12 protein-coding genes are annotated in these 13,253 nt (G+C 52.7%); 6 read left to right on the forward strand and 6 right to left on the reverse strand.

Translation table 11 applies throughout. The features are described 5' to 3' along the window. Positions 1-15 precede the first annotated feature (15 nt). Entirely contained in the window at positions 16-1,407 is a 1,392-nt protein-coding gene (locus NST99_RS12285; RefSeq protein WP_341091953.1) for an FAD-dependent oxidoreductase, read from the forward strand. 22 nt (positions 1,408-1,429) lie between these two features. On the opposite strand, the gene NST99_RS12290 is transcribed toward NST99_RS12285, so the two are convergent. Next, a complete protein-coding gene (locus NST99_RS12290) occupies positions 1,430-2,272 on the reverse strand; it encodes a YihY/virulence factor BrkB family protein (protein WP_341091956.1) in 843 nt (280 codons plus the stop codon). A 563-nt stretch (positions 2,273-2,835) separates the two neighbouring features. Here NST99_RS12290 and NST99_RS12295 point away from each other — a divergent pair. Then, a complete protein-coding gene (locus NST99_RS12295) occupies positions 2,836-3,765 on the forward strand; it encodes a hypothetical protein (protein ID WP_341091958.1) in 930 nt (309 codons plus the stop codon). A gap of 102 nt (positions 3,766-3,867) precedes the next feature. Here the strand turns inward: NST99_RS12295 and NST99_RS12300 are convergent, their stop codons facing one another. Continuing rightward, a complete protein-coding gene (locus NST99_RS12300; protein WP_341091959.1) occupies positions 3,868-4,728 on the reverse strand; it encodes an SDR family NAD(P)-dependent oxidoreductase in 861 nt (286 codons plus the stop codon). Between the two features lie 234 nt (positions 4,729-4,962). On the opposite strand from NST99_RS12300, the gene NST99_RS12305 reads away from it, so the two are divergent. The 3 genes from NST99_RS12305 to NST99_RS12315 all read left to right on the forward strand — a co-directional run bounded on the left by NST99_RS12305 (position 4,963) and on the right by NST99_RS12315 (position 7,731). Further along, positions 4,963-5,397, forward strand: coding sequence for a MerR family transcriptional regulator (locus NST99_RS12305; protein ID WP_341091961.1), 435 nt, complete (start codon positions 4,963-4,965; stop codon positions 5,395-5,397). A gap of 203 nt (positions 5,398-5,600) precedes the next feature. Continuing rightward, complete coding sequence (locus tag NST99_RS12310) at positions 5,601-6,695, forward strand: glycerol dehydrogenase (RefSeq protein ID WP_341091963.1); 1,095 nt, start codon at positions 5,601-5,603, stop codon at positions 6,693-6,695. A 97-nt stretch (positions 6,696-6,792) separates the two neighbouring features. After that, positions 6,793-7,731, forward strand: coding sequence for a divergent polysaccharide deacetylase family protein (locus NST99_RS12315; protein ID WP_341091965.1), 939 nt, complete (start codon positions 6,793-6,795; stop codon positions 7,729-7,731). Here the strand turns inward: NST99_RS12315 and NST99_RS12320 are convergent. Next, positions 7,718-8,503, reverse strand: a complete 786-nt coding sequence (locus tag NST99_RS12320; RefSeq protein WP_341091968.1) for an N-acetylmuramoyl-L-alanine amidase family protein — start codon at positions 8,501-8,503, stop codon at positions 7,718-7,720. The two genes, NST99_RS12315 and NST99_RS12320, sit on opposite strands and share 14 nt — an antisense overlap. Before the next feature lie 208 nt (positions 8,504-8,711). Here NST99_RS12320 and NST99_RS12325 point away from each other — a divergent pair, with 208 nt between their 5' ends. Further along, positions 8,712-8,900: a YqzE family protein gene (locus NST99_RS12325; RefSeq protein ID WP_341091969.1), complete on the forward strand. Its 189-nt coding sequence runs from the start codon at positions 8,712-8,714 to the stop codon at positions 8,898-8,900. A gap of 141 nt (positions 8,901-9,041) precedes the next feature. Here NST99_RS12325 and NST99_RS12330 read toward each other — a convergent pair whose 3' ends face one another. From NST99_RS12330 to NST99_RS12340, 3 genes are all read right to left on the reverse strand, one after another. Further along, on the reverse strand, positions 9,042-10,106 hold the full coding sequence (locus NST99_RS12330) for a hypothetical protein (protein WP_341091971.1): 1,065 nt from the start codon (positions 10,104-10,106) through the stop codon (positions 9,042-9,044). A gap of 159 nt (positions 10,107-10,265) precedes the next feature. After that, positions 10,266-11,345, reverse strand: a complete 1,080-nt coding sequence (locus tag NST99_RS12335) for a YqhG family protein (protein ID WP_341091972.1) — start codon at positions 11,343-11,345, stop codon at positions 10,266-10,268. After that, positions 11,345-13,087: a DEAD/DEAH box helicase gene (locus NST99_RS12340; protein ID WP_341091974.1), complete on the reverse strand. Its 1,743-nt coding sequence runs from the start codon at positions 13,085-13,087 to the stop codon at positions 11,345-11,347. The genes NST99_RS12335 and NST99_RS12340 overlap by 1 nt, the downstream gene beginning before the upstream one ends. Positions 13,088-13,253: the final 166 nt, after the last annotated feature.

The raw sequence follows: 13,253 nt of genomic DNA on the forward strand, positions 1-13,253 counted from the left end.
TTGGAGGAAAATAGAATGAAAACCTACAGGATGCGGAGCAATGAAGTTCCGCTCCAGGACAACTGGGATGTGATCGTTGTGGGCGGCGGCCCTGCGGGCTGCACGGCCGCCGCCGCCGCCGCGCGTGAAGGGGCAAGAACACTGCTGATTGAAGCGACGGGAAGCCTTGGCGGAATGGGAACCTCGGGACTGGTGCCGGCATGGTGTCCATTCTCCGACATGGAGACCATCATCTATAGAGGGCTGGCGATGAAAGTATTTGAAGCCCTGAAAGCTCAGATGCCGCATGTTGACAAGGATGCCATGGACTGGGTGCCGATTGAACCGGAGAAGCTGAAGGTCATCTATGATGAGCTGGTTCAAGAAGCTGGTGTAACTGTATTGTTCCAGACCCTGCTTGGCTCTGTGGAAACCGGTGAAGACGGCAGGGTGGAAGCACTGATTACGGCCAGCAAAAGCGGCCTGCAGGCTATGCAGGCCAAGGTATATATCGACTGTACAGGAGATGCCGATGTTGCGGCTTGGGCAGGCGCGGAATACCTCAAGGGCGATACCGGAACCGGTGACCTCATGCCGGCCACGCACTGCTTCAACCTCGGGAATGTGGATGAATATGCTTATCTGAACGGACCGCTGCTGCATGGCAATAATAAAACCAGTCCGATCTATGACATTCTGCGGTCCGGCAAATATCCGTTGATCCCGGATTCGCATATCTGCAACAATATGATTGCTCCCCGTACGGTAGGCTTTAACGCCGGCCATTTATGGGAAGTGGACAACACGGATGCCTTTTCGGTATCGGCTGCACTGATGCAGGGAAGGAAACTTGCCGCAGTTTACAGGGAGGCGCTTGCCGAGTTTATGCCGGCATCCTTCGGCAGCTCTTTTGTGGCCAGTACAGGTTCGTTAATGGGAGTGCGTGAGACAAGAAGAATTACCGGGGATTACGTACTAAGTGTGGAGGATTATGTGAACCGACGCAGCTTCGCGGATGAAATCTGCCGCAATAGCTATTTCATTGATATCCATGGGACGGAAAAGGAAGAGAAGCAGGCTGGAGGCAAGCAGGAAGTCATTAAACGTTACGGTCCGGGCGAATCGCATGGCATTCCTTACCGTTGTTTGACCCCGCGGACGTTGAGAAACGTCCTGGTCGCCGGGCGTTCCATCTCCTGTGTGCGCGAGGTCCAAGGCAGTGTCAGGGTGATGCCGGTCTGTCTGGCCATGGGCGAAGCCGCCGGGATTGCCGCAGCACTGGCAGTGAAGCTTCCTGACAATGACGTGCATGCGGTGGATATCCCTACCTTGCGCAGACGTTTGCAAGAAGAAGGAGCATACCTTCCCGAGATAGCCGGGGCAGACTCCGCCAAACCGCACGATGAAGCGAAGAATGGTGTAGTCTAAAATGCCTCAGCCTCACCGGAATCTATTTACGGATGGGCCTGCGATTGAACAGGAGCGCGTTGATCTCGCCGCCGACCAGTATAATGATTGAACTGATGTACAGCCAGATCAGCAGGATCATGACGCCTCCGAGACTTCCGTAGGTTTTGGTGAAATCGCTGAACTGGTTGACGTAAATGGAGAAGAGAATGGAGGTTATGATCCAGCCGATGGTGGAGAACATCGCGCCGGGCATAACCTCTTTTAGCGTAAGCCTCCGGCTGGGTGCAATCCAGTAGAGCAGAGTGAACACGACGAACAGCACGAACAGCGGGACGATATATTGCAGCAGATCCCATACCTTCTGCAGCCCGTAAGGCAGATCAGCGAGCAGAAAAATCTGTGTCTTCAGCCAGCTCCCCAGTACGAGCAGCAGAATGCTGAGCAGAACAACAACACCAATGATCATGGTGGCCAGGAAAGCAATCCCCCGTATTTTCCAGAACACCCTGCTCTCATCAATATCGTAGGCGCGGTTAAGCCCTTTGATGATGGCATTGATGCCCTTGGAGGCAGCCCACAGCGTGGCCAGCATCCCGAAGGACAGCAGGGCCTCACTCCGTCCCTCGGATACATCCTGCAGAATCTCTTCAATAATAGAGACGGCTTCGGCAGGCATGATCTGCTGCAGCTCCGCAATCCTGTCCTCGATAGAAATATGGGCGTAACCGATCAGTGTCATAATAAAGATCAGGAAAGGAAACAGGGAGAGGATCAGATAATAAGTCAACTGCGCACTGATACCCTGCACATCGTCGAGTTTGATTTTTTGGAACAGCTGCTTCATCAAAGAGAACACACCTGCGGCATCCTTAGTCTTGTTCATAGTTCACTCCTCTACCCGCTTTTTCTTTTATGTTATGCATGTACATATTTTTTAATATTAACATAACCGCAAATTTTCCAACGGTATGCCTTAGGGGCAGAGGCTGAACCAAAGCGGAAACTCCAAATTGTGGATTAGACAAGAGGTGGAACATAGTCTGCGGCGGTTATCGCTCAATAGCTTATTTTACCCGCTACCGTTATTTTGTTCGACTCCTTATCCCAGGAAATAGACTTCTCTGCAATAAACATGATTTTCCTTAATCATAAATTGAGATGCAGAATAATCAACTGAATTCGCCACGATATGGAGCGGAGTGGCCGCATAGATATTTGTTGTGGACAACGGTAATACAAGCAGTAAGGATATAGCCGTTATCAACTTCTTAAACCACAAGTGTAATATCAATGTATCCTTTAGGACCCAGAAATAGAGATTGTACGTCATTGTAAAAATAATGAGTGATGTCATAGCTATCTACATAGCGGGTTTTGTTTAATACAAGTATATACTTTAGCACCAAGGACTTACAGGCCGATCTAATTACCGGAAGGAGAATCATAATGAGTTTGCCGCTTACGGATTACAACAGAATTCGCAGCTGGTTTTACCGCAATGCCCGTCCTTTGGATCTCGCCAGATGGAGGTTCCATTTCGAAGAAGGGCCTTTGTCCGCAGTGTTGGAGGCCTTATCTGCTTATCAGAATGAAGACGGCGGTTTTGGACATGCGCTTGAAGCCGACTCCTGGAATCCGAACTCCACACCGATTCAGACAGCGACAGCGGTAGAGAAGCTGCTGGAGGTTCATTTTGATGACCGGACCCATCCGATCGTTCAAGGGATGATGAGGTATCTGGACAGTGGAGCGGAGATGGATGAAGGTATCTGGAGGAATGTAGTGGACTCCAATAATGATTACCCTCATGCCCCATGGTGGCATACGGATTCGAACAGCACCGCCCGCAGTATGTATAATCCGACAGCAATTCTGGCTGGGGCAATCCTCAAATTTGCCGACAGAGATAGCCGGCTCTATGAACAAGGCATGCAAATTGCCAAAGACTTGGCAGGCAGGTTTCTGGAGCATCCCGATATAGAGATGCATCCGCTGATATGTGTGCTCACGATGCTGGAGTGTATCTCTGCCGCTAAGGTCGAGGAGCATTTCGCTTATCCGCAGCTAATAGTAGCTGCCAGAGCCCAAATCGCAGTGCTGCTGGCACGCGGAGCCGGGGATTGGAACGGATACAGCTGCAGACCTTCTGCATTTATCAAAACACCGGATAGTTTGGGTGCCGCGGATCACGCAGCGCTGGTTCAACAAGAGCTGGACTACATACTGAGCACCCGAAATCCGGAGGGAGTTTGGAATTTGACCTGGAGCTGGGCTGCTTATGAGAAAGAATTTGCAGTCGCCGAAAACTGGTGGAAAGCGAGTATTGCGATTGAAAATTTGCTGCTGCTGCGCGCATTTAAAGGATTGGGCGGCTAAAAGGATTGTGATGAGGATATGGTAAATCAGTCGAACTGACCTCCTAAAATGAAAAATGCAATAATTTTGGTTGTACTACAATTAGTTAGCCACCCCACATTATCAAGAGCTGTTGTAGGCAGGAACATACTCATGTTCATAAATGGCCTGCACTTTTTCCAGAACCTTGCGGCTCTCGGAGGCGAACTTCAGGTTGCTCACCTCGTCTTTGACGAGAAATACTCCGGGCACATGGCTGTGCCTGCCGAAAGCCGCTTTGTACAGCAGACCGGCCCCGTAGCTGGGATGAGGGAAGAACAGCTTGATAATCGGCTTCAGATAAAAAGGTAAACCCGATTTTTTGCCGCTGCGGATCGTATTATTGCCCCCCGGGTCTGCGCTGCGGATCATTATTCCTTCAGCGGCTAGCTGTGTGGAGATTTCTTTGGTCCAGAGTGAAAGCGCCATTTTGGAAGTAGCGTAGGGGCCGAACAGTTTTTTGAAGGATGCTGGACGCTCCAGGGTATCCGGATTAAATTCCTTCAGTGTCAGAACCGCATTGGAGGCAGTATTGATCACCGTTTTATGAGTTCCTTTCAGGAGCAGCACTTTTAGTTCCATCATTATAATGTAGGGGACCACTGTTTGCAGCTCAAAGTGCAGCTCCCGCCCCTGCTTGGAATAACTCAATTCGGCAAAGCTGCCGCCGGCGTTGTTGAACAGCAGATCAATCCGGGGTTCAGCCGCCACAACCTCCCCGAGCGCTTTTCCCAGACTATGAAAATCTGCAAGGTCCGCCTTATAAATCCGCACCCGCTTGCTGCTTAGTGCTTCAAGGATAGGGGCATCTTCTTCGGGAAATCCAGAGCGGATAAGTGCGATCACCTCCCAGCCTTCACCCAGCAGTTTGCGGGTCAATTCCAGGCCAATTCCGTTGTTGGCTCCTGTAATCAGCGCGATTCCGCGCTGTGTTTGTGTTGTCATAGTAATCTCTCCTCAAAGTTCAGTAATAGTGGTCTTAGGCCTGACGGTTGATGATGCGCTCATTGTATAACTTGGAGCCGACTCCAAGTCAAGGAGGTTTGACTGTATTTTTTGACGGTATTCAAAATCCTTGAAACAGGGCAGCAGATAAGGGCAGGTTGCCGTGAAATAAACGTTGACTTGGAGCTGACTCCAGGTTATACAATATAAAAATAAGAAAACGGAGGTGGCAGCATGAGTGAGGTTAACGCAATGATCAAGGGCTACTCCATTAAAGTGGCCTCTGAGCTGACGGGAATCACGGAGGACACAATCCGTTATTATGAGAAGATCGGACTGCTGCCCCGGGCACAGCGCAAAGGGAACAGCCACCGGGTGTACAGTGATGGAGATATCGAAACCATGAAGCTGATCACCTGTCTGAAAAAAACGGGAATGTCCCTGGATGATATGCGGCCATATCTTGACCTGTCGCTGGATTCCAATCTTGCTGAATACCCGGAGCTGTATGCAATGATTCAGATTCATAGACAGAAAATACTGGACCAGATTGCTTCGCTGCAGCAAATCGTGGACCTGATTGATACCAAGATCACTCAGAGCAACTTTGGCAAACAGGAATGCACGCTGACCGGGGATGTCAAACGTATGCCTGTCCGGAAAATTTAAGCTTATACAACTTCAAAATTGAACAGGTTTTAACTCGATCTATACAATGGAGCGTTTCTGGAATCTTAGGGGAGCGCTCTTTGGCATGAGCAGATTGCATATACCGTGGGGATTAGAAAAGTGCAGAGGATGTCTGCTTTGTCCTTGCCGGGCGGCGGGTTCTTCCTTAAACTGATAAGGATTGGAAAAAGGAGGAACTTTATATGAATCAAATCATCTATTCCCCGTCAAAATATATTCAAGGCGGCGGTGAAATCTCAAAGCTGGGTGCTTATTGCACACAAATGGGAGCCACAGGGGCTTATGCCATTGTAGATCCTTACATCCTCGCTACCTACGGAAATGATATCGTCAGCAGCTTTGACGCTGAGTCTATGCCGCTTGTTCAGCGTGAGTTCAAGGGAGAATGTTGTCTAAAGCTGGTGGAGCAAATTGTTGCGGAGCTGGACTTGAACGCTACAGGTATAATTCTGGGCATCGGCGGCGGCAAAACACTGGACACGGCCAAAGCCGTCAGCCGTTATACCGGATTGCCGGTGGTCATTGTTCCGACAGTGGCTTCTACGGATGCGCCCTGCAGCGCATTGTCGGTACTTTATTCGGAGGAGGGCGAGTTTGACTGCTATCTCCCTCTGCTGCAAAGTCCCAATGCCGTAATCGCCGACGTAGATATTATTGCTAAAGCCCCTCCGAGATTGCTGGCGGCAGGAATGGGCGATGCGTTGTCCACTTTTTTTGAAGCGAGGGCTTGCCGTAATTCCGGCGCTGTGACCCATGCAGGGGGACAGAGCTCGATCGCCGCATATGCGCTGGCGCGTGCTTGTCTGGATACGCTTCTTGCTGAAGGAGCTGAGGCATTAGAGGATGCCCGCCAAGGAATAGCCTCGGCGGCTGTCGGCCATATCGTGGAAGCGAATATTTACCTTAGCGGCATCGGCTTTGAGAGCGGCGGACTTGCCGCCGCCCATGCCATTCATAACGGACTGACTGTGCTTGAGGAATGCCGGCATATGCTTCACGGGGAAAAGGTGGCGTTCGCCACGCTGGCGCAGCTGATGCTGGAGCATGCAGCGGAGGAGGAGATCGCTGCCGTTGTTGCTTTCTGCCGGGAGGTGGACCTGCCTGTAACGCTTAAGGAAATGGGCCTTTCTGAGATGGAGCCGGGGAAACTTATGGCTGCGGCCCAAGCCAGCTGTGAGGCAGACAGCCCGATGGCAAATATGCCGTTTGAGGTATCCCCGCAGGATGTATTTGATGCGATCATTGCCGCTGACCGCCGGGGGCAGCAGGCCGGATAACGATTGTTAATTATTGCGTACCTGTCCCGTACATATTTCTCCTTCAGGTTCCAAACAATGAGAACAATGGCAACATAGCACGAAGGAGGAGATCCTCTTGAAAAGGAGCAATCATACGGGCAAACGCACCATTCTGTATCTAATTATTGCCGTTGTCGCATTGATGCCGGCGCTGGTTCCGCCCGCTGCCACTGCGCACGGAACATCTGCTGGTTCAGTTTCACATCACGCCAGGGGCAGCCGGTCTGTAGTGTCTTCAGCCGTCCTTGCCGAACCCGCCGTTATCGGCAGTGCTAAGGCTGAAGGACAGCAGGAGATTAAACAACCAGCCCGCAGCAGGATAGCCATCATTGTCGATGATTTCGGCAATGACATGCGTGGTACGGAGGAAATGTTGGAATTGCCGGTTAAGATCACTGTTGCCGTAATGCCGTTTCTATCGACTACAGAGAAGGATGCACGGCGCGCACATGAGCAGGGCTTCGATGTGCTGGTGCATTTGCCGATGGAACCGAAGCAAGGCAAACCCGAGTGGCTGGGCCCGGGTGCGGTTCTGACCCGGATGAGCGATGCCGAGGTACGCAAGCAGGTCGAGGCTGCACTGGACAATGTTCCTTTTGCCGTTGGAATTAACAATCACATGGGCTCAAAGGTGACCGGTGATGAGCGGGTAATGGGCATCGTGTTGGCGGTATGCAAGAAACGCGGATTGTTTTTTGTGGACAGCCATACGAATTACCGTTCGGTAGCCGGCAGAATGGCCCGGAAGATCGGACTCCCGCCCGTGGAGAATCATATCTTTCTGGACGATGTTCATACGGCAAGTCATGTCGTGAAGCAAATGCGGCTGGTGCAGGAAAGGGCTTTGAACCAGAACTACTGTATAGCAATCGGCCATGTTGGTATCCAGGGCAAAGAGACCGCTGCGGGCATCCGCAGCGGCATTGCCGAAACAAAGGACAGTGTCGAGTTTGTAGGCATTTCCGAACTGGTCCGGGACGAATGGCAATGGAATTCGCAGCTTACACCTCCATAAGATACGCGGCAATACCGTTAGCAATCGCTTCGGCAATTTCCTCTTGTCCTTTCGGACTGCAAAGCTTCTCGCGGTCGGTCGGGCTGCTCACAAAACCCGCCTCAACGATCACTGTTGTGGCGGTTATTTTATTGAGCAGATAAAACGGCTTGCCCCGTAACGGGCTGGCTTTCACATCATAGAGATGATTGAGCTGGTTCTGAATGGATCTCGCCAGCAGGAAGCTGCGTCCCTCCTGACGGTACAGCACAAGCGGTCCGTGTTTGGAAGGTGAAGCGGCCCAGTTAATATGAATGCTGACCACGACATTTGCCGGAAGCGTCTCAGCCAGCTCCTTGCGCTGGGCAAGGTCCCGCAAATGGCGGGAGGAGCTGCGCAGCCAGCGGTTATCATCGCTGGGGGCATAGTCACCGGTCCGGTTAAGGATCGCATCAAAGCCGTCACTGCGCAGCAGCAGGAACAGCCGGCGGGAGATGGCAAGAGTGATATCTTTCTCGAGGATATTGCCATATGATGTCCCCCCGTCAATTCCCCCATGCCCGGCATCAATCAGAATGATCCGTTGATCATGGCCGAGCATATGCTGGCGCTCTTCTTTCGCCGCGGCTCCTGAAGGCACCGGTGACGCCTGCACAATTCCCGCATCTCCCAGGGGAAGCATAAGCAACAGGGCGGATGACACGATAACGAACAGCCGGCGCAGTGTACCGCTTCCCCGGGTGGTTTGGGTTCTGGTTGGGTTCAGGTACTTCAAGTACATCAAGTAGTTCAAGTGGATGACCTCCTCGTGCGGTAATGATCTTTTGACCGGACTGGGTACTTTGTTAGATTGTGCTGGAACAGGCAAACCTATACGAAAAGCAGCTTCACGGTTTAGATATAGCTGTTCAAGAGCACACTAGGAACATGGATATCCAGACAGAAGACAGAAGTCAAAGGTGAGTGCCCAAATTCAGCATTCAGTTTCAGGAGGTGGCGAAATGGCTTCCAGCGGTGATGAACTTGTGAAGTATATTACGGAAAAGGTAGTCGTTTATATGGAGGACCCTCGTGCCAGCCGGGCGCGGCGAAAGGCCGAGAAAGAGCCGTGGGCAGAGAAATGGTTCGGCATGCTGCCGCTCGGCTGGTCGATCTGGCGGAGCAAATGGAGCCGGAACGACAGGAAGTGATCAGGTTGCAACTAGTAGTACCGGCAAATCGCATACAGCTTGAACTGAAAACAACCTTCCAAGGTGCCCTGTATATGGCACTGTGGAAGGTTGTTTTGTTGCATGCCCGCGGGAAAGACGTTGTACTTACAATGGGTTACTTTAACGCTTAGAATTTGTAAGCGTACCGATCACTGTTTTGCCGGCTAGAGGCAGCTGGTGCAGGGTACCGCTTTTTTGAAGAGCTGAGAGAGGGAGGTAACGTTTGCCTTTCGGACCCGCAGCGGCATAGACGATGGCCGGACTGCTGCCGGTTTTGTTCCCGCTGGAACCGGCAGGCAGCCAGCGCTGATACCCCGTAATCATAAAAGGCGCTCCGGTCGTATCGTTCCTGCCAGCTGACTGAAAGACGAGACTGCCATTTTGAATCAGCAGAATAGTGAAGTTTTCTGCGCTGTCCAGCTTCAGCTTGGGGCTGGTCAGCCACTGTAAATCAGCGTATGGATCATCCAGACCTTCACTCCGGTAGGTCTGCAGGGGAGACCAGCCGGAGTCCAGCCCGGAGATTGTATTGACTCCATCTAGCTGTACCTTCAGGACCTCTTCTGCTTTGTCTGAACCCCACGGCAGAACTTGCGGTACCGAAGCATTGATATATATATCCGTATGGTCGAGGGTTAATTTCCACACCGGGAGCAAAGAGGCGTAAAGAGCCGTCAGTTCAAGCTTTCCTGAATAATCTGAAGAGATGAGTTCCTCCTGCACCAGAAACTGGCGCAGATCGGTCAAGCTGTAAGGCAGCCCGGAGGTTCCGGTTCCGTATTCGCTAAGCATATAACCGCCTTGCTCTGTAGCCGAGACAATCAGGTATCCGATGCGCTGCCCGCCGTCCATGATATTAACAAGCCAGCTATGTGTGCCCGGTCCCAGCGGATAATAGTCGGTACGGGCTTCTTTCCAGCTTGTGAAGGGAGCATCGGCGGACAGCTTGCGGATGGTCAGCTTGGTGAAGTCCTGCAGCGATTCCGTTGATGGTTGCACCTTGATTACAAGTGAGGCCAGCACATCAGGGGAGACTGCTTGTGTGACAGTGACGCGGGTGTCCTTAGCGGCATAGGCAGCCGGAAAGGCAGAGCTTGCCGACAGCCCGATTGTGCAGAGGCACAGAATGAGGAGGAAGCGGCCGCGACGACCAGGCACGGCCTTCCGCCTTGATTTTATAGTCATGTCGTCGTTCACCTTTCTTGGTCCAAATCAAATCATCTTCATGGAACGGGTATAAATTAATTGTAGCGGACAAGCTCTAAAAAGGGTGTTGCATGCTGTCCGCCGGGTTGCGGGAATTCCACTGTTTTTTTGCCTGCTTTTAGCGAGCAGGGTCGCATTCTATGTGCTGCGCAGATGAAACAGTCCGTAGGTTACGGCAGAAACTGCAACCTGCGGCTCGTATTGCCAGGAGGTCTCCTTCCGGCGGCGGTTATATTGCTCCTGGATCGCCAGCCGCTTCTCTTCGTCCTGCTCTTTGAGCAGCTCCTCATAATAAATGTCTACGATGCTCAGCTCAAGCCGCAGCCTTTCCCGGGCTTCCTCCGCCCAGCTGTAGTCCAGTTTTGCGAGCTGTGAAGTCAAATAAGCCTCCAGCCGGTCGGCCCCGGCGGCAATTGTAAGCTCTGAGGGCTGGATGTGAATATTCTCCGGCAAGCGGGGAGTTAATTCCCGTGTATTCAGCCTCGTGCCAAAGTCGGCGGTAATGACCCCGCTGGTTAAGGAAATTCCGATAAAATGCAGCTCTTCCCGCTTCAGATCGCAAGTCATCTCCACTTTGTAACAGACGCCTAGCCACGGTTCATAGGCCGCAGAGAACAGCGTCATCCGCTGTCTGCTTCCCGGGTCTTCAAACAGCTGCAGACATTTTCCCTCATCACGCGCGGCGGCCCAGATCTGCTTCAGCCGCTTGCTGCCGTATACTATATCCTCACGGCGGATCATGCCCGGGCCGATCCGCGGCAGTACCGGCACAACGCCAAAGTAGCGGGCGAGAATGCCGTCCTGCGGGTCTGCTTCAGCGGGAGCCGCCCCTGCGGATGGCGGCTGCCCGAAACCGGCCGCCGGGCTGTCCGCGCCTGCTTCCATCTCTGCCGCGCCAAGGCTGCCGCCTGCGCCCGGCAGAAGCCCGGCCGCAGGGCGGTTTGCCACGCCCCGTTGTGCCCGGGGCGGAGGAGCAGCCTGCGCGGCCAAGCTGTCGTACTTCTCCGGGTCGAAGACGAAGGTGAACGACAGCGTCTCCGGATCGACGCCGGTGCGCTCCACGAACCCCCAATAATAGGGCCGGTCGGTGAGCATCCGGTCGGCGCGCGGCGAGAGCTTCACCGTCACATGCAGCGGAGATACCTCAAGGATCGAGCACTCCGTTGCTTCCAGATAATCCATGACATGCTTGCGGACTTGTTGCGGAGAAAGGGTCATCAGGTGGCCTCGCTTTCATTCTGTATGCCTTGGGTCAGCTCGCTGATGGATTCGCCGATGTGGTCAAGTCCGCTGCGCAGCTCCTCGTCGCTGCGGGCTTCAAGCATGATTTTATAAAGGCTTTTCTCCAGCGATTCCTTTTTCTCGAAACGTTCCAGGATCACATCAAGACCCCCGATGACCATCTCGAACATGTTGATTTTCTCATGCAGCAGATGCAGAATATGCTCTTCAATCGTACCTTCTGTGGAGAGGTTGTAGATGACCACGTCGTTCTCCTGGCCCAGACGGTGGACCCGGCCGATCCGCTGCTCGACCCGCATCGGGTTCCACGGCAGATCGAAATTGATCATATGGTGGCAGAACTGCAGATTGATGCCCTCACCGCCGGCCTCCGTAGCAATCATCACCTGGGCCCGTCCACGAAAGAGATCCATCATCCAGTCCTTCTTGCCGCGGTTCATCCCTCCGGAGTATGACACACACTGCAGCCCGTGTTCACGGAAGTATTGCAGCAGATATTCCTGCGTGGCGCGGTATTCAGTGAAGACAATAACCTTTTCGTTCATTTCACGGATCAGCTCCATCGTTTTCTCCGCTTTGGTATTCGTCTTGACGGTGCGGATGCTCTGCAGCAGCTCCATCATCCGCTCCCGTTTCGGAGAATCGGCAGGCAGCTTTTTGATTAGGTTCACCAAGGTAATGAATACAGCATCGCGGCTGCTGCATACCTCACGCTGAAGCGTAACCAGAGAAAGCATGCTGCTGAGATTGCCGCCTGATTCCTGATATTGGTCTTTGACAAAGGCGGTAACGCCGTCATATAATACCTTCTCTTCCGGTGAGAGTGTGAGCGGTATATTGCGGACCTTGCGCTTGGTGAAGTTGACCGGGCCCTCGCCGCGGCGGTTGCGGATCATGACTTTAGACAGCTCGCCCCTCAGCTGGACTTCATTCTTCGGCTGGCGTTTGTCCACGACGAAATTAGCGGCAAAATCCCCCTGATTGCCAAGCTGCCCCGGCTTCAGCAGGGTGATCAGGTTGAACAGCTCGCCGAGGTCATTCTGTACAGGGGTGGCGGTGAGCAGCAGGCAGTACTTTTTGCGCAGCTGCTGAACGAACTGGTAGTTGGTGGACTTCTTGTTCTTCAGCTTATGGGCCTCGTCGATAATCAGCATGTCGTATTCGCAGCCGAGCAGCAGTTCTTTATGCGGATCACGTTTGGCGGTGTCCATGGAAGCGACCACAATGTCGTTTCCCCAGGAATAGGTCTTCTTCTGTGCTACGGCAGTTATGCCGAACTTGGCGTTCAGCTCGCGTACCCACTGCAGGACGAGCGAGGCGGGAACCAGAATCAGCACTTTGCTTACCAGTCCGCGTACCAAATATTCCTTAAGCACGAGACCGGCTTCGATCGTTTTGCCGAGTCCGACTTCGTCGGCGAGAATCGCCCGGCCCGACATTTCAAAGAGTACCTTATGAGCGGTATCAAGCTGGTGGGGAAGCGGAGACAGTCCTGACAAATGCTTCAGGCATTGCAGCTCGTCGAAGCTGGTGACAAGGCCCGATTCTTCACCCTGCACGGCAAGCCGGGATAACCTCAGGTCCCCCCAAGGCCCGCCTTTCTCCAGTCTCGACTCCAGATCATGCAGCCAGTTTCGCTCAAAGGATAGGGGAACAGGCAGCTGCGGTGCGGGTGTATTGACCTCTTGCGTCAGGGAATTGCGGGATAATTGCGTCATGTTGCAGCCTCCTCCGGCGCTGTATCATATCGAACTAGCGTAGAAGTAGTATGCGCGTAAAAGAGAGAATTCATAACCTGATATGGATTGCTAAAGAGTTGCGCATATTAAAGATTCACTCACCCGCAGATGAAACTTTTAGTTTCTGATATTATAAAAAAACGAG

It is taken from the genome of Paenibacillus sp. FSL L8-0470 (assembly GCF_038008625.1).
In the GTDB taxonomy this organism is placed as follows: Bacteria; Bacillota; Bacilli; order Paenibacillales; family Paenibacillaceae; genus Paenibacillus_AQ.